Annotated in this window: 18 protein-coding genes and 2 riboswitches; all 18 genes read left to right on the forward strand. The window is 32.5% G+C overall.

Annotated features, from left to right (window positions below; translation table 11 throughout):
• The first annotated feature begins 134 nt into the window (after positions 1–134).
• Positions 135–1580, forward strand: coding sequence for a VanW family protein (locus tag KQH81_RS04700; protein ID WP_178311644.1), 1446 nt, complete (start codon positions 135–137; stop codon positions 1578–1580).
• A 113-nt stretch (positions 1581–1693) separates the two neighbouring features.
• Positions 1694–2659, forward strand: a complete 966-nt coding sequence (locus KQH81_RS04705; RefSeq protein ID WP_074844776.1) for an AAA family ATPase — start codon at positions 1694–1696, stop codon at positions 2657–2659.
• Positions 2646–3806: a DUF58 domain-containing protein gene (locus KQH81_RS04710; protein WP_230029018.1), complete on the forward strand. Its 1161-nt coding sequence runs from the start codon at positions 2646–2648 to the stop codon at positions 3804–3806. The genes KQH81_RS04705 and KQH81_RS04710 overlap by 14 nt, the downstream gene beginning before the upstream one ends.
• 18 nt (positions 3807–3824) lie before the next feature.
• Positions 3825–5948, forward strand: coding sequence for a transglutaminase-like domain-containing protein (locus KQH81_RS04715; RefSeq protein WP_230029019.1), 2124 nt, complete (start codon positions 3825–3827; stop codon positions 5946–5948).
• 179 nt (positions 5949–6127) lie between these two features.
• The gene (trmL, locus tag KQH81_RS04720; protein WP_099335846.1) at positions 6128–6595 is read left to right on the forward strand and encodes a tRNA (uridine(34)/cytosine(34)/5-carboxymethylaminomethyluridine(34)-2'-O)-methyltransferase TrmL; all 468 of its coding nucleotides are present in this window, start codon (positions 6128–6130) and stop codon (positions 6593–6595) included.
• A 22-nt stretch (positions 6596–6617) separates the two neighbouring features.
• A complete protein-coding gene (locus KQH81_RS04725) occupies positions 6618–7454 on the forward strand; it encodes a DegV family protein (RefSeq protein WP_027637301.1) in 837 nt (278 codons plus the stop codon).
• 252 nt (positions 7455–7706) lie between these two features.
• A riboswitch (glycine riboswitch) is annotated at positions 7707–7809 on the forward strand.
• Between the two features lies 1 nt (position 7810).
• A riboswitch (glycine riboswitch) is annotated at positions 7811–7871 on the forward strand.
• Positions 7872–7959: 88 nt separating this feature from the next.
• Positions 7960–8337, forward strand: a complete 378-nt coding sequence (locus KQH81_RS04730) for a GrdX family protein (RefSeq protein ID WP_074844773.1) — start codon at positions 7960–7962, stop codon at positions 8335–8337.
• Between the two features lie 37 nt (positions 8338–8374).
• The gene (gene trxB, locus KQH81_RS04735) at positions 8375–9298 is read left to right on the forward strand and encodes a thioredoxin-disulfide reductase (RefSeq protein ID WP_027637299.1); all 924 of its coding nucleotides are present in this window, start codon (positions 8375–8377) and stop codon (positions 9296–9298) included.
• 79 nt (positions 9299–9377) lie between these two features.
• On the forward strand, positions 9378–9707 hold the full coding sequence (gene trxA, locus KQH81_RS04740; RefSeq protein WP_027637298.1) for a thioredoxin TrxA: 330 nt from the start codon (positions 9378–9380) through the stop codon (positions 9705–9707).
• 91 nt (positions 9708–9798) lie between these two features.
• On the forward strand, positions 9799–11085 hold the full coding sequence (locus tag KQH81_RS04745) for a glycine/sarcosine/betaine reductase component B subunit (RefSeq protein WP_027637297.1): 1287 nt from the start codon (positions 9799–9801) through the stop codon (positions 11083–11085).
• Between the two features lie 48 nt (positions 11086–11133).
• On the forward strand, positions 11134–11592 hold the full coding sequence (grdA, locus tag KQH81_RS04750; RefSeq protein ID WP_081670136.1) for a glycine/sarcosine/betaine reductase complex selenoprotein A: 459 nt from the start codon (positions 11134–11136) through the stop codon (positions 11590–11592).
• A 27-nt stretch (positions 11593–11619) separates the two neighbouring features.
• On the forward strand, positions 11620–12933 hold the full coding sequence (gene grdB, locus KQH81_RS04755) for a glycine reductase complex selenoprotein B (RefSeq protein ID WP_230029249.1): 1314 nt from the start codon (positions 11620–11622) through the stop codon (positions 12931–12933).
• A 129-nt stretch (positions 12934–13062) separates the two neighbouring features.
• Entirely contained in the window at positions 13063–14598 is a 1536-nt protein-coding gene (gene grdC / locus KQH81_RS04760) for a glycine/sarcosine/betaine reductase complex component C subunit beta (RefSeq protein WP_027637292.1), read from the forward strand.
• 14 nt (positions 14599–14612) lie between these two features.
• Positions 14613–15776 (forward strand): glycine/sarcosine/betaine reductase complex component C subunit alpha, encoded by a 1164-nt coding sequence (grdD, locus tag KQH81_RS04765; RefSeq protein WP_168972409.1) that lies wholly within the window; start codon positions 14613–14615, stop codon positions 15774–15776.
• A gap of 373 nt (positions 15777–16149) precedes the next feature.
• Positions 16150–17262 (forward strand): BMP family lipoprotein, encoded by a 1113-nt coding sequence (locus tag KQH81_RS04770; protein WP_099335843.1) that lies wholly within the window; start codon positions 16150–16152, stop codon positions 17260–17262.
• A gap of 65 nt (positions 17263–17327) precedes the next feature.
• A complete protein-coding gene (locus tag KQH81_RS04775) occupies positions 17328–18869 on the forward strand; it encodes an ABC transporter ATP-binding protein (RefSeq protein ID WP_027637289.1) in 1542 nt (513 codons plus the stop codon).
• Positions 18862–19944 (forward strand): ABC transporter permease, encoded by a 1083-nt coding sequence (locus tag KQH81_RS04780; RefSeq protein ID WP_035770161.1) that lies wholly within the window; start codon positions 18862–18864, stop codon positions 19942–19944. The genes KQH81_RS04775 and KQH81_RS04780 overlap by 8 nt, the downstream gene beginning before the upstream one ends.
• Positions 19937–20872, forward strand: coding sequence for an ABC transporter permease (locus KQH81_RS04785; protein ID WP_027637287.1), 936 nt, complete (start codon positions 19937–19939; stop codon positions 20870–20872). The genes KQH81_RS04780 and KQH81_RS04785 overlap by 8 nt, the downstream gene beginning before the upstream one ends.
• Positions 20873–20890: the final 18 nt, after the last annotated feature.

The raw sequence follows: 20890 nt of genomic DNA on the forward strand, positions 1-20890 counted from the left end.
AATACTTTTGTAACCCACTAATTGTATTTCAATTTATAATATAAAGTGAAATGATTTTAAGTAATTGTAAATTATGCTATACATTAACTACCAGCTTAAAGCTTTAAGTTGAGGCAGAGGAAGGGGAAAATTACATGAAAGAAAATGGCAAGGAATCGAAGAATAAAAGCAAAATGAAAATTACTATAATATCTGTTAGTGTAGCAGTAATTGTATTTATAGCAGCTTTGGTATCTTATAGAATTTATGTTAAAAATAAGGTGGCTGAATGGGACAATCTTATTTATCCGCAAGTTATAGTAGAGTCTACTAACATTGGTGGGATGACTAAAGAGGAAGCTAAGAAAGAATTAGAAGAAAAGTATGGCAAGGCAATTTTAGAAAAGAAGTTAGAAGTTAAAGCTAATGACAAAACTTATGTTTTAGATTACTCAAAACTTAATGCTAGATACAATATAGAGGATACTGTAAATAAGGCATTTGAACTTCACAGAGATAAGAGTTTAATGGATGCTTATAAATTCATAAAGAATGGTTCAGGAGAAACAATTAAGCTTGACCTTACTACAGATAATGAATATGTAAAAGAATTTATAAAAACTATAGCTGATGAAAATAATAAAGAAGCTAAAAATGCAACTATATCAATAAATGGTGGGAAAATATCTGTTGCAGACAGCACTACTGGAAATAAAGTTGATGAAGAAGATTTAGAAAATAAGATTTTAGAAAAAATAAATGGTGAATTAGGGGAATCAATATCTTTAGAGGCAAAGATAGATGTTGTGGAACCTTCAATTAAGGGAGAAAGTCTCAAAAGAATAAATGGCAAAATGTCAACTTATTCAACTAATTTTGCATCTTCTGCAAGTGGAAGAGCGTCAAACGTAGAACTTTCAACTAAAGCTATTAATGGAACGGTTGTTATGCCAGGAGAAACTTTCAGTTACAATGAAGTTGTTGGAGAAAGAACCAGAGCAAGAGGATATCAAGATGCTGGCGTTATTGTTGGAAACAAAGTTGAAAACGGACTTGGTGGAGGAATATGCCAGACATCAAGCACATTATATCAAGCAATTATAAGATCTGGATTAAAATCTGTTGAAAGATATAATCATTCACTAGTTGTAGGATATCTTCCAAAGGGATTTGATGCCACAGTATCTTGGGGAGGACCTGATTATAAGTTTAAAAACACCTATGATTTTCCTATATACATAGAAGGATATATTAGCAACAGAAACTTGATCTTTAATGTGTATGGAGATACTGTATCAAACAATAAGACTTATGATTTTACAAGCGAAGTATATGAAACATTAACTCCAACTACACAGACTATACAGGACCCTAATTTACCAGAGGGCCAAACTATAACAGAAAAGTCTCCTACTACAGGTTATAGAGTAAAGACTTATCTGCATACTTATGAAAATGGAACTCTTGTAAAAACAGAACAAATATCTAATGATACTTATCAAAAGGTAGATGGGGTTGTGAAGGTTGGAACAAAAAAGGTGCAAGCTCCACCAGAACAACCAGAAACACCACCAGCAGATAATGGTAATACAGGAGAATAAAAAATCATATACCTTAGAGAACACATTAATATGTATATATGTGTTCTCTTTTTTTTATAGTATTAAAATGGTAAAATTATCTTGTGGAATTTTATGTTTTAGGGGGGATTAAGTTGAGTCAGTTAGTTAAAGAAAGGGCTATTGTAGATAGAATAGTTGAAAATGTAAGTAGTGTTATAATTGGCAAAGAGAAAGAAATATATAATATTTTAAAAGCTGTACTTGCAGGAGGTCATGTTCTCATAGATGATGTTCCTGGAGTTGGTAAAACAACTTTAGTAAAGGCTTTATCTAAATCATTAGATTTATCTTATAGAAGAATACAATTCACACCAGATTTATTACCTTCAGATATAATAGGGATTTCTGTATTTAATCAAAAAGAAATGACATTTGAATTTAAAAAAGGACCTATTTTTTCAAATATAGTTTTAGCAGATGAAATAAATAGGACATCTCCTAAGACTCAAGCGGCCTTATTGGAAGTCATGGAAGAGAATCAAATCTCTGATGGAAATGATACTTATAAGTTTAAAGCGCCATTTATAGTTTTAGCAACAGAAAATCCTATAGAATATCAAGGAACTTTTCCACTTCCTGAAGCACAGCTTGATAGATTTATGATAAAAGTTAAGATTGGTTATCCATCGAAGGAAGCAGAAGAAATAATACTAAGCGTATATAGAGAACGCGTACCTTTGGATGATATAAAAGCAGTTGCATCAATAGATGAAATATTAATGTTACAAAATGAAGCTAAAAAGGTAAATATATCAAAAGATATAACGAAATTTATAGTGGAAATAGCTGAAAATACCAGAAATTCAAAATATATATCTTTAGGAGTAAGCACTAGAGGGGTACTAGCTCTTCAGAGAATATGTCAGGCAACAGCTCTTATAAGAGGAAGAAATTATGTTATTCCTGATGATGTGAAAGAAAATTTAACTATGGTTTTAAGTCATAGAATACTTCTAAGCCCTCTAGGAGTATCAAATAGATACAGCAGAGAAAGCATAATTGAGGCTATATCACAAAGAATAGATCCGCCAAGGGTTAAATTAAATGAATGGAATTAAAGTTAATCTAAGAATGATGTTTTTACTAATAGCATCATTTATATTTTACTATTTGCAAGGAGGGTATATAGCTACTGGATTTTTCTTTAGCATATTTTCAATATTTATATTAGCAGCTATTATAAATGGAGTAAATTATTTTGCTATAAAATTTACAGTATGTATAGATGAGAATATATATTTTAGCGGTGATGAAGTTGAGATAACTCTTAATATACAAAATAGAAGCTTTTTTTCAATTCCATATATGATAGTTAAAAGACACGTAATAGAAGAGTCTGGAGACAATTATGATGGTGAAGCTCTAAGTTTAGGAGTTAATGGAGAAGAATTTTTAAAATATAAGATTAAATTTTATCATAGAGGTATTTATGATTTAGATGATTTTGAAATTTTTATAAGTGACTATTTTAATATATTTACCTTAAGTAAAAAAGAAAAAAGTCATAGCAAAGTGATTGTATATCCTAAAATTTATTGTATAGTTAAGGATGACTATTTAGGAGGGTTCAATTTGTTAGATACACAGAATAGTCATGATACATCTATGGAAGATATGCATGATGTAAGGGAAATGAGGAGATACGTATATGGCGACAGTGTAAAAAGGATTAATTGGAAACTTAGCGCAAAGACGGGAAATCTCATAGTAAAAAATTATAACTACAGATCTGGAAAAGAGTGTTTTATATTTCTTGATATGAATAAAGAAAATTATGTTTTAGATTTAAAAGGCATAATGGAAGAACGACTTATAGATTTTACGGAGTCTATCATAAAAGAATTTAGTATAAACATTGATGTGTATAGTGTTTATATAAACAATTCACCACCATGTGAAATAAAGATAAATTCACATAAAGACATCCAAAGAATAAATGAATATTTTTTAGAGAATAAAAGCTGCGGCGAAATCAGTATGGGAAAGTATATGATAAATATTATTGATGAAAGATTCTTGGGAAAACAGTTTATAATTATAGTAGGGAAAATTACACAAGAGTTTATCGATTCTCTACTAATAATAAGGGGAATTTCTAGACACATATGTATATTTTATTTAATAGCAGAAGAAAAGTTAAGGTATAAGCTTAAAGAAGAACATATTAAAACTTTTAATATGAATTTAATGATGAAGAAAAAATAGAAGCTGGGAGGGGGAGCAGTGGATTTTTTCAAAAGGAATAAATTCGGAATAATTTTAGTATATATAAATTCAATATTTATAATATCTTTATTTAAAAAATGTTATGACATTCAAGATCTCAGCTACGTCTTCATAACAGTTTTATTTGTAGTATCCCTTCTAGTATATTTTGTTTTTTCAGAAGTTTTTTTTGAGGAAAAGAAAAGGTTCTATGTCATAATATCCATTTTAGTTGTATTGATATTTTTAGTATTGATATTTAGAGAAAATGTTTATACTTCTATAACTAAGGATATAGTTTATAATATAGTAAATATAAATGAACTGGTGGCACAAAGAAGACCAACTTTCTTTAGTCAATATAAATATATTGTATTGTTGGTATTGCCACCTATAGTAATGATATTTTTTAGTCTTGCAAAGAATCACAAACTAAACTTTATTGTGTATATAAATTTAGTATTTATGATGTTTTTTTACTATATAGGGTATGAGAAATTAATCAGAGGATCAATGATATCGTTCATGATGGTAAATATAATTGCACTAGGTATTAATGAGCAGAATACATTTTTAAAATATATTCATAATTCTAATATAAGAAATAGTATAAAAGATTCATCTGTGATTTTTAGAGTAATTTCATCAGCTGTTATAATAGCTATGATTATAAATGTGATTCCTTTAGGAAAGGAAGGGAAATATCAAAGCTTTATAGAAAAGAAAATGATGTCTATGTTAAGAACTAACGGATTTGGAGCTATAAATGAATCTACAAAATATGACTTAAGCTATTCGGGATATAGTGATTCTTCGAAAACTCTAGGAGGAAGTATAAATATAAATAAAAATAGGATTTTAAGAATAACAGGAGACTATAAGGGATTATATCTGCGAGGAAGTGTAAGAGATTATTATGATGGAAACTCTTGGCAGGACAGTTTTAAGGAATATAACAGATTAAATGCAGCGAAATCAAATGAAAAAAAAGATTTTTTAGAGATAAATATAAATCAAGTGGGAATGGAAACCAGCACATTATTTTCACCATTAAATACAACAAATATAAATTTACAATCGGGCCGGATATATAAAGACAAAATAGACAATAGCTTTTTATCAGAGGAGAAAAAGGGTAATGTTTATACTATAGAATATACAAGAGACAAAAATTATTATGACGAAGAAAAAAATGAAGATATAAGTATACCATATCTCCAGTTGCCTCTCTCAATAACAGATAGAACCAAGGAACTCACTAGAGATATAACAAAAGGAAAAAGCACAAACTATGAAAAGGCTATGGCTATAAAAGATTATTTAGAGAGGAACTACACCTATTCTACAACAGTGGGAGAGAATGAAGAGAAGGAAGACTTTATAGATTATTTTCTTTTCACTGAAAAAAAGGGGTATTGCGTTTATTTTGCATCTGCACTAACAATTATGAGTAGAATAGCTGGAGTGCCAGCAAGATATGTAGAAGGATTTAAAATAGGAGAGAACATTAAGCCTTCTAAAGAAATTTATGTGACTAATGAAGATGCTCATGCGTGGAGTGAAGTTCTTATAGATGAACAAGATAACAGATGGATTTCAGTAGATGCTTCAACTACAATATCTGAACAGACTCAAGGTACTTTATCTAATCAATCAGAAAATACAGGAGATAATCAAATAAATCCAGAAAACGATACAAACCATGAACATGGGGAAGACATTAGTGAAGAATTAAATGTAGAAAAAGGTGGAAGTAAAGATTTAAAAGTTTTTGTTTATCTATCTTTGATTGCAGCCTTGATAACTTGTATAATTTTTAGACTTTTAAAAGCAAAGGCAGTAAAGAAGAGACTTAGAGGGTATACTGTACCTTCAGATATATACTATTATTGCTTGAGAAGACTTAGACAAGCAGGGATAGAAAAGAAAAAATATATGACAGATCTAGAGTTTGCATATAGCATCAAGGATGATAAGTTAAGAGAAACTATCATAAATTTAGTAGAGTGCTGTTATAAAGAATATTATGGAGGAGAAGAATCATATATAAAAGGAGAAGAAGTTTTAAATATATTAGACGATTACTTAAAAAAACATCTGAATAAAGTAGGATATTTTGAAAATAAATATTTTAAAAAGTAATTTAAACTAGTATTAGGCATGGATATTTAAAACTTTCTATGCCTAATTTTTGTTTTTTTAGTAATAATTAAATTGTATATTATTTATGAACTTTAATTCAAAACTTTACTACACTCATGATTTAGAGTAATATATTTTATGTATCTATATGTCATTTTAGGATACATGGAGGGACTTATATGAATTTAAATATAGTTTTATATCAACCAGAAATACCACAAAACACAGGAAATATAGCAAGGACATGTGTTCTTACTAATTCGAAACTTCATCTTATTAAACCTCTTGGATTTAGTTTAGATGAAAAGCACTTAAAAAGAGCAGGACTTGATTATTGGCAGTATCTTGATTTAGAGATTCATGAAAGCTATGAAGCTTTTAGAGAAAAATATAAAGAAGGAAACTTTTATTTATCAACTACAAAAAGAAGTAAAATATATACTGATATAGAGTTTAAAAAGGGAGATTTCATTATATTTGGAAGAGAATCAAGTGGAGTGCCAGAGTATATAAGAGAGGATATTGCAAATGGATGCATCAGAGTTCCTATGATAGAATCAAGCACAAGATCTTTGAATCTATCTAATACTGTAGCATTAGTTGCGTATGAAGCATTAAGACAGCTAGATTTTCCAAATATGAAATAGAGATGGAGAGGAATTTATATTGATGGAAAAAATAAAAATTATAACAGATAGTACGTCAGATTTAAGTAAAGACATCGTTGAAAAATACAATATAGAAGTGCTACCCCTTATAGTTAATTTTGGAGAAGAAAGCTATTATGATGGAGTCGATATGACTTTTGATAAATTAATAGCTAAAATAAAAGAAGGAGTTGAATTTCCTACAACATCTCAAATAAACCCTCAAAGATTTTATGACTGTTTTAAGGAAAATATAGAAGATGGGTATAAAATAATTTATATAGGCATAGGTTCGAAGTTTAGCGGAACATATCAATCAGCATGTATAGCAAGAGATATGCTTTCATCAGAAGATATAGTTATAATAGATTCTGAGAACGTAACTTCAGGACTTGGGATATTAGTTATCTATGCAGGAAAATTGATGGAGCAGGGAATGAATTTAAAGGAAATAGAAAAAGAAATTTTAGAATGTATTCCAAAGGTGGATAACATGCTTGCTTTTAATTCTCTAGAACACTTGATAAAGGGTGGAAGATTATCAAAAACAGCAGGTTTTATAGGAAATGTTTTAAGTATAAAACCTATGCTTGCCATAAGAGATGGTGAGATAGGGGTTATAGATAAGGTAAGAGGAACAAAAAAAGCTATTAAAGCTGTAACTGATTATTTAGAAGATAAAAAAGTAAAACAAGGAACTCCTGTGATATTACTAGAAGCTCCAGGTGGAGATATGAAAAAAGTGGTTCTTAAAAAATTGCAGGAGAAAGATTTTGAAGTTATAGAGCAAAAGGTTGGATGTGTTGTTGGAACTCATTCGGGGCCAGATGCAGTTGGGGTTTTTTTTATAAAAGATTAATAGTGTTATTATAAAATTAAAAAGTCTTTAAATAACGTTTAATTATTTAAAGACTTTTCTAATTAAAACCACATTTTTCACAAACTAAAAATGTAAACATTATCATAATTAGACAGAAAATCGGGAAAAATAGTTTTTTTATAAATTTTAAGAATAAATGCTATTATAAAAACAAATAGAATTATTAGAAAATTTCATGGTAAAAGTTATAAACCTAGTATATAATAAAGATGTAAAAACAAATAGCTGTGAATGAAATTCTCGGGAGATGATTCTGAAAAAGAATAGCCGAAGGAATAAGTGATGTATTCCCATACATCATGAAGCTCTCAGGCAAATGTATCGAGAATGGACACAACTCTGGAAAGCGGGTTTACGCACCGAAGGAGCAAATCTCTCAGGTAACAAGACAGAGCTAAAGGGAAACTTTAGATTTCTGTCTTTTTTGTTTAAATTTATTTGTAAAAATAAGTAATAATTTCACGATGAAAGGAATCAGATGCATATGATAGAACCATGTATAATACTTACTAACAATCCACTAAGCAAAAAAACATTTGAGGACAGATACGAGGTAGAGTACAAAGAAACAGAGGTTTTGGATATTATGTGCATGGTTAGAAATCGAATACATGAGGGTCACAGGTTGTTAACTCATCCTCTTATGAGCAGTGTAAAACCTAATGAAACTCCATATAGGACAATCCTTATTTCTAAGGAAAAAGGGAAGTTAGATTTTGACTCACTTGCTATAATAGAGGATTCTATAAATACAACTCAAAAGTTTTTAAACATGGCTAAAACACCAAAATGGACACAATCCATACTAGATGACTTTGAACTAATAGATATGGATTTAATAAAAAATGCTCTTAATCTTTAAAGAGCAATGAAAAAAATACACAAGTAGGAGGATTAGTATGTCAAAGATTTATGATACCATCATAATTGGTGGAGGACCAGCAGGTTTATCTGCAGCATTATATGCAGGAAGATCAAAAATGACAACATTAGTAATTGAAAGAGGAAAATTCGGTGGACAGGCAGCTACTACTGATGAACTTGAAAATTACCCTGGATCTATCTTAGATTGTACAGGACCTACTCTTATTGAGAGAATGAGAAGCCAAGCAGAAAGCTTTGGAACAGAATTTGTAAAAGACGAAATAGTAGACATAGATTTAGAAAGTAAGACAAAAACTTTAAAGGGAAGAAAAGAAGAATACCAAGGTAAGACTATAATAATAGCTACAGGAGCTCAACCAAGACTTGGTGGATTCACTAATGAAATAGAACTAAGAGGAAAGGGAGTTTCTTACTGTGCAACTTGTGATGCAGACTTCTTTACAGAACTTGACGTTGCAGTTATAGGTGGAGGAGACTCAGCTATAACAGAAGCTATATACTTAACAAAATTTGCTGACAGTGTAACTATAATTCATAGAAGAGACCAATTTAGAGCAGCAAAATCTTTGGTGGAAAAAGCACAAAATAATCCAAAAATTAAATTCATATTAGATAGCGTAGTTACAGAAGCTAAGGGTGATGAAATTTTAGAAGGCTTAGTTGTAAAAAATGTTAAGACTGGAGAATTATCTGATGTAAAAGTTGATGGATGTTTCGTATTCGTTGGATTTTTACCTATATCAGAGTTATTCAAGGGCAAGGTTAATATGAATGAAAGAGGAGACATAATCACTGATGAAGAGATGAATACTGGAATACCAGGAGTATTTGCAGCAGGAGACATCAGACAAAAGTCTTTAAGACAGGTTATTACTGCAGCAGCAGATGGTGCTATAGCAGCAACAAATGCTGAAAAGTATGTAGAAGAGAATTTCTAAAAAATTAAATGTGTATTAAATGGATGGCTGGATTAAAGCTGGCTATCCTCTAATAAATAAAAATATAGGAGTGATCAGAATGATAGAATTAAATAAGGATAACTTTGAAGCAGAGGTGCTACAAAGCGACAAACCTGTATTTGTTGATTTCTGGGGAGACAAATGTGAAATTTGTAAAGAATTAATGCCAGGAGTACATGGATTAGAAGAAAAATATGCTGACAAGATCAAATTTGCATCTTTAAATATCGGAGCAGCAAGAAGACTTGCTATAGCTCAAAAAGTTTTAGGACTACCAACAATGATAATCTACAATGGTGGAGAAAAAGTTGCAACTATAACTCCAGACAAGATAGCAACTCTTGACGATGTAGAGAATTTTATAAAAACATATTACGAAACATTATAATTTAAAGAAGGTTATAACTAGAATTGTCTCAATATAGAGATGATTCTAGTTAATAATAAAAAACTTTCAAATTATTTGGGAGGTGAAGGCTTTGCGTCTAGAATTAGGCAATATATTTATTAAAGACATGCAATTTGGAAATGACACAAAGGTAGAAAATGGAACTCTTTACATCAATAAAGAGGAATTATTACAAGCTGTTTCTGGTGACGAAAGAATAAAGTCTATAGACTTTGATATCGTAAGACCAGGAGAGGAAGTAAGAATAATACCAGTTAAAGACGTAGTAGAACCTAGAGTAAAAGTTGAAGGAAAGGGTGGAATATTCCCAGGCTTCATCAACAAGGTTGACACTGTTGGATCTGGAAGAACTCACGTTTTAAAGGGAGCAGCAGTAGTTACTACAGGTAAGGTTGTTGGTTTCCAAGAAGGAATCATCGACATGTGCGGAGAAGGAGCAAAATATACTCCATTCTCAAAGACTAATAACTTAGTTGCAGTAGTTGAGCCAAAAGATGGCGTTCATCAACATGAGCATGAAGAAGCTTTAAGAATGATAGGATTTAAAGCTGCAACATACTTAGGCGAAGCAGGAAGAAATGTTGAGCCAGATGAAATAAAGACTTATGAAACTTTACCATTACTTGAGCAAGTTAAGCAATATCCAGATCTACCAAAGGTAGTTTATGTATATATGCTTCAAACTCAAGGATTATTACATGACACATATGTATATGGAGTAGATGCGAAGAAGATAATACCTACTTTCATTTATCCAACAGAAGTGTTTGACGGAGCCATAGTTTCAGGAAACTGTGTATCTGCATGTGATAAGAACCCAAGCTATGTTCATATGAATCAACCAGTAATAACTGATTTGTATGAGAGACATGGAAAAGACTTTAACTTCTTAGGCTGCATAATAACAAACGAAAATGTTTATCTTGCAGACAAGGAAAGAAGTTCAAATATGACTGCTAAGCTAGTTGAATATTTAGGAGCAGATGCAGTTATAATATCCGAAGAAGGATTCGGAAATCCAGATGCAGACTTAGTTATGAACTGTAACAAGATAACTGACAAGGGAATCAAGACAGTTCTTATAACTGATGAATATGCAGGACAAGATGGATGCTCTCAATCATTAGCAGACTCAACTCCAAAGGCTGATGCAGTTGTAACAGGTGGAAATGCTAATGAAGTTGTAACATTACCTCCAATGAAGAAGGTAATAGGACATCCAGAAGCAGCTAACATAATAGCTGGAGGATACGTTGGAAGTTTAAGAGAAGATGGATCTATAAATGCAGAAATTCAAGTTATAACAGGTGCAACTTCAGAAGTAGGATTTAACTACTTATCTGCAAAAGGACTTTAAGATTTAATATTAAAAATTAGTAATTGTATATAGAAGGAGATGAAGAAAATGTTACAAGGAAAGAAAGTTATCGCTATAGGTGATAGAGATGGAATACCAGGACCAGCTATTGAAGCTTGTGTTAAGAGCGCTGGAGCTGATGTAATATTTGCTTCTACAGAATGTTTCGTCTGAACAGCTGCGGGAGCTATGGATCTGGAGATCCAACAAAGAGTTAAGGACCTTGCTGACAAGCACGGTGCTGAAAATGTAGTAGTTGTTTTAGGAGGAGCAGAAGCTGAAGCTTCAGGATTATCTGCAGAAACAGTAGTCCTTGGAGACCCAACTTATGCAGGACCTTTAGCAGGTGTGGCTTTAAATCTAGATGTATATCATGTAGTTGAGCCAGAAATAAAAGACGAGTGTGATGCTGCTGTTTATGATGAGCAATGTGGAATGATGGAAATGGTTCTAGATGTTGACGCTATCATAGCAGAAGTTAAAGCTGTAAGAGATCAAAGAAATTAATAAAATTTGAACTCCAGAAAGGGGGAAATATCCTTGATTAGAGTAGTGCATTATATAAATCAATTTTATGCTGGAATCGGTGGAGAAGAAAAAGCTGATATAAAACCAGAAGTTAGAGAAGGCGTTGTAGGACCAGGAATGGGCCTAAATGGATTACTAAAAAAGGAAGATATTGAGATAGTTGCTACAGTTATATGTGGAGACTCATATTTCAATGAAAACATAGATGAAGCTAAGGCTGAGATTATAGAAATGGTTAAGTCTTATAATCCAGACTTATTTATAGCAGGACCTGCATTCAATGCTGGTAGATACGGTGTTGCTTGTGGAACTATAGCTGAAGAAGTTCAAGCAAAGTTAAACATCCCTGTATTAACAGCTATGTATCCAGAAAACCCAGGTGCTGATATGTATAAGAAGGCTGTTTATATAGTTGAAACTAGAAACAGTGCGGTAGGTATGAGAGATGCTCTTCCTAAGATAGCTAAACTTGCTGTAAAGTTAGTTAAGGGTCAAGAAATTCTTTCACCAGCTGAAGAAGGATATATAGAAAGAGGAATAAGAAAGAATTATTTTGCTACTGAAAGAGGTTCTAAGAGAGCGGTTAATATGCTAGCTAAGAAGCTTAAAGGCGAGGAATTTGTTACTGAGTTTAAGATGCCAGTATTCGATAGAGTTGATCCTCAGCCAGCAGTTAAGGATATAACAAAGGTTAAAGTTGCTTTAGTTACATCTGGTGGAATAGTTCCAAAGGGAAATCCAGATCACATAGAATCTTCAAATGCATCAAAGTATGGTGAATATTGTATCGAAGGAGTTGTTGATTTAACAGCAGATACTTATGAAACAGCTCACGGTGGATACGACCCAACTTATGCAAATGACGACTCAGACAGAGTATTACCTGTTGACGTTTTAAGACAAATGGAGAAAGAAGGAAAGATAGGTTCTTTACACAACAAGTTCTATACTACAGTTGGTAATGGAACAGCTGTTGCTTCATCTAAGAAGTTTGGAGCAGAAATAGCTCAAAAGCTAGTTGCTGATGGGGTTCAAGCAGTTATCTTAACTTCTACATGAGGAACTTGTACTCGTTGCGGTGCAACGTTAGTTAAAGAAATAGAAAGAGTTCTACCAGTAGTTCATATGTGTACAGTAGTTCCAATATCATTAACAGTTGGAGCAAATAGAATAGTACCAACAATAGCTATTCCTCACCCACTTGGAAACCCAGCATTAAGCCAAGAGGATGAATATGAATTAAGATACAAGTTAGTTGAAAAAGCTTTAAGAGCTCTTGAAACTGAAGTAGAAACTCAAACTGTATTTGAAGACAAATAATATATATATATAAGGGGACAACACTTGTCCCCTTATATTCTAATAAGAGTATTAAGAAAGTAGACAAAAGTGAAAGGTTAATTATCATCTTTTGACTTATATCTATTTGAAATTTAAGGAGGTATAACAATGGATTTTCCAGTAATTAAAAAGGCAAGTTATATTTTAGTTAATACACCAGATATGGTTCTACATGATGGTACAACTCAAACAGTAGAATTAGAAGCAAACAAGGACTCAGAATATTTAAAGGAATTACCAAAACATATAAGAAGTTTTGAGGATGTTGTTGCTTACGCTCCAAACCAAACATATATAGGGAATATGACTCCAGAAGAGTTAAACTTAAGAAAAAGACCTTGGCACAATGAAAATGTTGAAGGGGCAAATAGATTTGGTAAGTTTGGTGAAATAATGCCACAAAAAGAATTTTATGGTGTTATGAAACTTGCAGATACTTTCGACTTAGTACTTTTAGAAAAAGCTTTCACAGAAAGCGTTAAAGAAGAATTATCAAAGCATCCACTATTAAAAGATAAAGTTCAGGATATAAAAGAAGGCGTAGAGCAATCAGAGATTCAAGCTTTAGTAGACAATCATGTAGCTGTAGGTTTATATCAAAATGATGAACTTGTAGGATGTGTAAAGAGAGCTCATGAGTATGATAAGAATCTTTCTGCTCACGTACTTTTAGAAAATTTATCAACAAAGGCATCAGGAGTAGTTGCTCTTATGAATTTATTCAAAGACAACGATATAAATCCAGATGATGTTGAATATATAATCGAATGCTCAGAAGAAGCAATTGGAGATATGAATCAAAGAGGTGGCGGAAATTTAGCTAAATCTGTTGGTGAAGTAGTAGGACTTAAGAATGCTTCAGGAATAGATATGAGAGGATTCTGTGCAGGACCATCTCACTCATTAATAAATGCTGCAGCACTTGTAAAATCAGGAATTTACAAAAATGTAGTAGTTGTTGCAGGAGGATGTACTGCAAAACTTGGTATGAATGGTAAGAGTCACGTAGAAAAGAACCTTCCAGCTTTAGAAGACTGTTTAGGAGGATTTGCAGTACTTATAAGTGAAAATGATGGAGTAAATCCAATAATAAGAACTGACGTAGCAGGAAGACATACTATAGGACATGGTGCTTCACCACAGGCTGTATTAGAAGCATTAGTTCTTGAACCATTAGAAAAAGCAGGACTTAAGATTACAGATATAAATAAGTTTGCTCCAGAAATGCAAACACCAGATATAACTGAACCAGCAGGAGCAGGAGATGTTCCAACTCAAAACTATAAGATGATAGGAGCTCTAGCAGTTAAGAAGGGACAATTGGAAAGAAAAGAGTTAATGAATTTTGTTAAAGATCATGGATATCCAGGATTTGCACCAACTCAAGGACACATACCTTCAGGAGTTCCAGTAATAGGACATGGAAGAGATAGTATCTTAAATGGTGATATGGATAACTTTATGATAATAGGAAAAGGAAGTTTATTCCTAGGAAGAATGACAAATTTATTTGATGGGGTTTCTATAGTTGTAGAAAAGAATAGCGGAGACATGGGAAGCGATGCTGGAGTTTCTAAAGAAGAAGTAAAGTCAATGGTTGCAGATGCCATGAAAGATTTTGCAGCTTACTTAATGAACAATTAAGGAGCGTGATATAAATGGAACAAAATAATAAAGTAAAAGAAATGATTTCAGAAGTATTTAATGAAATATCAGATGGAATAAAATCTGGTTCATTTAAACCAAAGGTTAAAATAGGACTTACAACATTAGGATCTGAGCATGGTGTATGCGAAATGGTTCACGCTGCAGAAATGGCAAAAGAAAAGTATGGAGATTTTGACATAGTTTTAATAGGTTCAAAGGTTGAATCTGAATTAGAACAAGTTATAGTTGAAACTCCAGAAGATGGTCATAAAAAAATGGTTGAGCTTTTAGAAAGCGGATACCTAAATGGATGTGTAACTCAACATTTTGACTTTCCAATAGGAGTTTCCACAGTAGGAAAAGTTGTAACACCAGGAAAAGGAAAAGATATGATTCTTGCAACAACTACAGGAACAACTTCTACTAACAGAGTAGAAGGAATGACTATAAATGCAATTTCTGGGATAGCAGCAGCAAAAGCTATAGGAATAAAGAAACCTAAAATAGGGATATTAAATATAGAAGGTGCAAGAAAAGTAGAAAAAATCTTAACAGAACTTAAAGAAGGCGGATATGAAATAGAATTCAGTGATTCCTTAAGAGCTGATGGCGGAGTTGTAATGAGAGGAAATGACCTTCTTGCAGGAACTCCAGATGTTATGATTTGTGACTCCCTTACAGGAAATCTTCTTATAAAGGTATTTGCATCTTTCACAACAGGTGGAAATTATGAAACTATTGGAGCAGGCTATGGTCCTGGAATAGGAGAAAATTACGATAAGCTTGTAAATATAGTTTCAAGAGCATCAGGAGCTCCACTTATATGTGAAGCACTTAGATATTGTGCTAAATGTGCAGAAAACAATGTCTTAACTATTGCAAAAAATGAATTTGAAAAAGCTAATAAAGCAGGATTAAAAGAAATAATAGCTAAGAACACTAAAGAGAAAAAGAAAGAGGAGAGCGACGAAGAAATAAAGATGCCTCCTAAGAAAGTAGTAACTTATGCTATAGCAGGAATCGATATACTAGAACTTGATGATGCATGCAGAGCTTTATGGAAAGCAGGCATATATTCAGAAAGTGGAATGGGATGTACAGGACCAATCGTTTTAGTAGGAGAAGATGAAAGCGACGCTGCTGTAGAAGTATTAAAAAAAGCTGGATATAAGTAAGATTTTAATCGACTTTAAGGCCTTAAAACCGCTTTAAAGTCGATTATCCATATCAAAAATTATATTAATTTGCGATAAACTTTTTTTTTATTTTGTAAAAAGGCTATTCACAATTGAGGGGTTTATTGATATAATCAAATTGTTATTTATAGTAAGTTATCAAAAAAAATTGTGGAAATATAGTGATTTTTATAAATTTACTTTAAAATTACATAGAGAAGGCTAAGTGCTACTTTAGATTTTTTATTTTTTTTTATAATCTCAAGAAAACGTTGTAAATGATTATTGAAAAATAGTTTTTGTTATGTCTATTTTCAATGATTATATAATAAACTTTTATTTTAAGTATTTAAAATTTTTAGGAGGTAGTCTTATGAAAAGAAAAAGACTTGTGGCAGCCATAGCTGCATTTTCTGTTGTAGCAACTTTATTTGCTGGTTGCGGATCAGATAGCAGTAGTGATGCAGGAAAAAAAGATGATAGCAAAGCTAAATTAAAAGTAGGTTTAGTTACAGACCAAGGAGGAGTTCATGACGGTTCTTTCAACGAGAGCGCTAATAGAGGTATAAGCGAAGCAGTTACTGAATTAGGAATTGAACAAATACCTTCAATAGAATCTAAGCAACAAGATGCTTACCTTCCAAATCTTCAAACAATGTCAGGAGCAGCAGATTTAACAGTTGGAGCTGGATTCATGATGGCAGATTCAATGAAGAACATAGCTACTCAAAAAGCTGACAAGAAATTTTTAATGATAGATGCTGAAGTTAAAGTAGATAATGTACTATCAGTATTATTCAAAGAGCATGAAGGCTCATTCCTTGCTGGTGTTTTAGCTGGTAAGCTTACAAAGACTAACAAAATAGGATTTGTTGGTGGAGTAGATGGAGATGTTATTCAAAGATTTGAAGCTGGATTTGTAGCTGGTGTTTCATCAGTTAACCCAGAAGCTGGAAAGCTTTTAATGCCTAAGGATGACAAGACTCCAGGACAAATGGTTAAGTACGTAGCATCTTTTGATGATGCAGGAAAAGGATATGAAGCAGCTAAGATGTTAATAAACGAAGGCGCTGATATAGTTTATCATGCAGCTGGTGGTGCTGGATTAGGAGTATTTAAGGCTGTTAAGGAACTTACAACTGCTGATGCTCCAAAGTATGCTATAGGTGTTGACTCAGACCAAGCTAAGACTGAAGGTGGAAAGCCTTTTGCAGATGTAATCTTATTCTCTATGGAGAAAAAGGTTGACGTAGCTGTTAAGAGAGTTGTTAAAGAACTTCAAGATGATAAATTCACTGGTGGAAAGACAGAAACTTTAGGACTTAAAGAAGGAGCTGTTGGAATATCTCCAACTCGCCTAGCAGTAGTTACTGATGATTTAATGAAGCTTTCACAAAATGCAGAACAACAAATTAAAGATGGAAAGATAACAGTACCTGCAACACGTGCAGAACTAGTAAACTATAAGGCTCCAGAAATAAAGTAAAAGCATTTCAAATAGGCTAGATGAGTTTCATCTAGCCTTATTTAACCTATAGGAGGAGAAAATCTATGGAAAAAGTTGTTGAGATGAGAGGTATAACAAAGATTTTCCCAGGAGTTATTGCAAATGACAATGTGAATTTTGATTTAGAAAAAGGAGAAATTCATGTGCTCCTTGGTGAGAATGGAGCAGGTAAGACAACGCTTATGAACGTGCTATATGGTCTTTACCAACAAGAAAGCGGAGAAATTTATATAAATGGAAAGCTTGCAAATATGAAAAGCCCTAAGGAAGCAATAGCTTTAGGGGTAGGGATGGTACATCAGCACTTCATGCTTGTGCATAATTTTACAGTTGCTCAAAATATGATTTTAGGAAACGAACCTAAAAAAGGTTTAAATATAGATATAAAGAAAGCTATAAAAGATACAGAAGAATTGTCTAAAAAGTATGGCTTTAACATAAATCCTAAAGATATAATTGAGAACATGACAGTTGGACAACAACAAAAAGTTGAAATATTAAAGGCATTATACAGAGGAGCAGAAATACTAATATTAGATGAACCTACTGCAGTTTTAACTCCTCAAGAAATAATAGAATTAGGTGTTATATTAAGAAACCTAGTAAAAGAAGGTAAGTCAATAATACTTATAACTCATAAACTTAAAGAAGTTATGAGTATGAGTGACAGAGTAACTATAGTAAGACGTGGAAAAGTAATTGAAACTATAAAAACTAAAGAAACTAACATAGATGCACTTGCTGAAGCTATGGTAGGAAGAAAAGTAAATTTGGTTGTAGATAAAGCTGACACTAAAGTAGGAGACCCTGTACTTAAAATAAAAGATCTACACATTTTAGACAACCGTAATATTCCAGCAGTAAAAGGCGTTAATCTAGAAGTTAGAAGAGGAGAAATTTTAGCTATAGCTGGGGTTGATGGTAATGGTCAAACTGAGCTTATAGAAGGAATTTCTTGTCTTAGAAAGCCTGAAAAAGGTTCGATAATTCTTAATGGAAATGAAATTGTTGGCAAGTCTCCAAGAGAAGCTATAGAAGCTGGACTTGGACACATAGCAGAAGACCGTCATAAGAGAGGACTTATATTAGGATTTTCATTACTTGAAAATTCTATACTAGGACTTCACTATAAAAAGCCATTTTCAAAAGGTTTAATGCTGGATTATGGTGCTATAAGAGAACATGCTAAAAAACTTATAAAAGATTATGATGTAAGAACTCCAAATGAAGATGTTAACGCAGTTGCATTATCAGGAGGAAATCAACAGAAGATGGTAATAGCAAGAGAAGTTGAAAAGAATCCAGAACTTTTAATTGCTGCACAACCAACTAGAGGTCTTGATGTTGGAGCTATAGAATATATCCATAAGAGGCTTGTTGATGAAAGAAATAATGGAAGAGCTGTACTTCTTATTTCTCTAGAACTTGATGAAGTTTTAGCTTTAGCAGATAGAATTGCCGTAATATATGATGGAGAAATAGTAGATATACTAGATAGAAAAGAAGCTACTGAACAAAAGCTTGGTATACTTATGGCTGGAGGAAGCTTAAAAAAGGAGAACCAAGGAGGTAATAAAAATGCTTAAAATGAAAGATAGAAAATCCTCAGAAGTATTTGGAAAATTCATGATATCCTTGGTTTCCATATTACTTGGATTATTTATATCCATATTTTTTGTTATGTGGGGAAAAAATTTAGGATTCTTTAAAGCAGCAGGAGTTTTATTTAGTTCTATATGGAAAGGAAGTTTAGGAAGTCCTGCTCAATTTGCAGAAGCACTAGTTTTCACAACACCACTTATATTCACAGGTCTTGCTCATTCAGTAGCATTTAAAACTGGATTATTCAATATAGGTGTTGAAGGACAGTTTATAATAGGAATGCTTGTTGCCTCTTTAGTAGGGCTTATACCTGGAATACCAAAGCCTCTTCACATATTAATTATAGCTTTAGGTGGTATGATTGGTGGAGCTATATGGGCTGGAATACCAGGATATTTAAAGGCAAAGCTTGGAACAAATGAAGTTGTTAATACAATAATGATGAACTTTATAGCAATGTACTTATCAAACTACTTCACAATGGGAATATTCCATAAAGAAGGTAGTGCTAGTACAGAAGCAATTCAAAGCAGTGCAGAACTTACAAGATTCTTAGGACCCCAATATAGATTAAATACAGCTATTTTTGTAGCATTAATATTTGTTATTTTAGTTTACATTTTACTTTGGAAGACAAATGTAGGTTATGAATTGAGAGCAGTTGGAACTAATCCTAGTGCGGCAGAATATGGTGGAATAAGCATAAAGAAGAATATAATACTAGCAATGGCGATATCAGGTGCAATTGCAGGGCTTGGTGGAGCACTTCACGTAGCTGGAGTTCAGCATATGTCAATGCAATTATTTGGATTTACTAATCTAGGAATGGATGGTATAGCTGTAGCTCTTGTTGCTAACAGTAACCCATTTGGTGTAATATTATCAGCTTTATTATTCGGGTCATTAAACCTAAGTTCTGGTACAATGATGCTGAATGGAATACCAAAGCAGATATCATACATCATTCAAGGTATGGTTATACTTTTCATAGCAGGACAATATGTGTTTAAGCTAGTAGGAGAGAAGAAAAAGAAGAAGGGGGCAGTTGTAAATGGATAGCTCATTATATGTAACTATAATAGGGATTATTGCAGCCACTCTTAGATATTCCACTCCTCTTATATTTGGAGCATTAGGCGGAATTTTCTCTGAAAAATCAGGAGTTGTAAATATAGCATTAGAAGGTATCATGGTAGCAGGAGCTTTCTTTGCTGTTTTAGGTTCTTATATTACAGGAAATCCATGGATGGGATTAGTATTTGCAGCAGTAGGTGGTATGATATTTGCGGCAATACATGCTTATTTAAGTATACATCTTCAAGCAGAACAGGTTGTATCAGGTACAGGAATCAACGTTTTTGCACCAGCAATCATTGGATATATGTTATTTAAAGTTTTTGGTAATCCATCTCAATCAAGCGCAGTAGCTACACTTCCATATCCAAGAGAATTTTTCTCAAATATACCTGTTATAGGACCTATAATAGGAGACTTAAACTGGTTTGTATGGATAGCAATAGCACTTGTAATATTAGCTTCTTATATATTAAATAAGACAGCATTTGGACTTAGAATAAAAGCTGTTGGAGAACATCCAAAGGCAGCAGATACATTAGGAATTAATGTATACAAAATCCGTTATATAGCAGTATTACTTTCAGGAGTATTAGCCGGTATAGGAGGAGCTTCTTTATCTATCGGAGTATTAAACTACTTCAGAGAAGGTATGATAAGTGGTAGAGGATTTATAGCACTAGCTGCTATGATCTTTGGTAACTGGAAGCCAAAGAATGCATTATTTGCATGTTTATTATTTGGATTTGCAGAAAGTCTTCAGCTTGCAGCTCAAAGCTTTGGCTGGAGCATACCGCAAGAATTTTATGCAGCATTCCCTTATCTACTAACTATGTTAGTTTTAGCAGGATTTGTTGGTAAGACTCAAGCTCCAGAAGCTGATGGTGTTCCTTACAGAAAAGGTGAAAGATAATAAATTTAATTTACATTT

It is taken from the genome of Clostridium cadaveris (assembly GCF_020911725.1).
Classification (GTDB): Bacteria; Bacillota; Clostridia; order Clostridiales; family Clostridiaceae; genus Clostridium_X; species Clostridium_X cadaveris.

Coding starts and splice junctions, on each gene's coding strand:
- KQH81_RS04700 (WP_178311644.1), top strand. CDS start 135: ATGAAAGAAAATGGCAAGGAATCGAAGAATAAAAGCAAAATGAAAATT.
- KQH81_RS04710 (WP_230029018.1), top strand. CDS start 2,646: ATGAATGGAATTAAAGTTAATCTAAGAATGATGTTTTTACTAATAGCA.
- trmL (WP_099335846.1), top strand. CDS start 6,128: ATGAATTTAAATATAGTTTTATATCAACCAGAAATACCACAAAACACA.
- KQH81_RS04725 (WP_027637301.1), top strand. CDS start 6,618: ATGGAAAAAATAAAAATTATAACAGATAGTACGTCAGATTTAAGTAAA.
- KQH81_RS04730 (WP_074844773.1), top strand. CDS start 7,960: ATGATAGAACCATGTATAATACTTACTAACAATCCACTAAGCAAAAAA.
- trxB (WP_027637299.1), top strand. CDS start 8,375: ATGTCAAAGATTTATGATACCATCATAATTGGTGGAGGACCAGCAGGT.
- trxA (WP_027637298.1), top strand. CDS start 9,378: ATGATAGAATTAAATAAGGATAACTTTGAAGCAGAGGTGCTACAAAGC.
- grdC (WP_027637292.1), top strand. CDS start 13,063: ATGGATTTTCCAGTAATTAAAAAGGCAAGTTATATTTTAGTTAATACA.
- grdD (WP_168972409.1), top strand. CDS start 14,613: ATGGAACAAAATAATAAAGTAAAAGAAATGATTTCAGAAGTATTTAAT.
- KQH81_RS04770 (WP_099335843.1), top strand. CDS start 16,150: ATGAAAAGAAAAAGACTTGTGGCAGCCATAGCTGCATTTTCTGTTGTA.
- KQH81_RS04775 (WP_027637289.1), top strand. CDS start 17,328: ATGGAAAAAGTTGTTGAGATGAGAGGTATAACAAAGATTTTCCCAGGA.
- KQH81_RS04780 (WP_035770161.1), top strand. CDS start 18,862: ATGCTTAAAATGAAAGATAGAAAATCCTCAGAAGTATTTGGAAAATTC.
- KQH81_RS04785 (WP_027637287.1), top strand. CDS start 19,937: ATGGATAGCTCATTATATGTAACTATAATAGGGATTATTGCAGCCACT.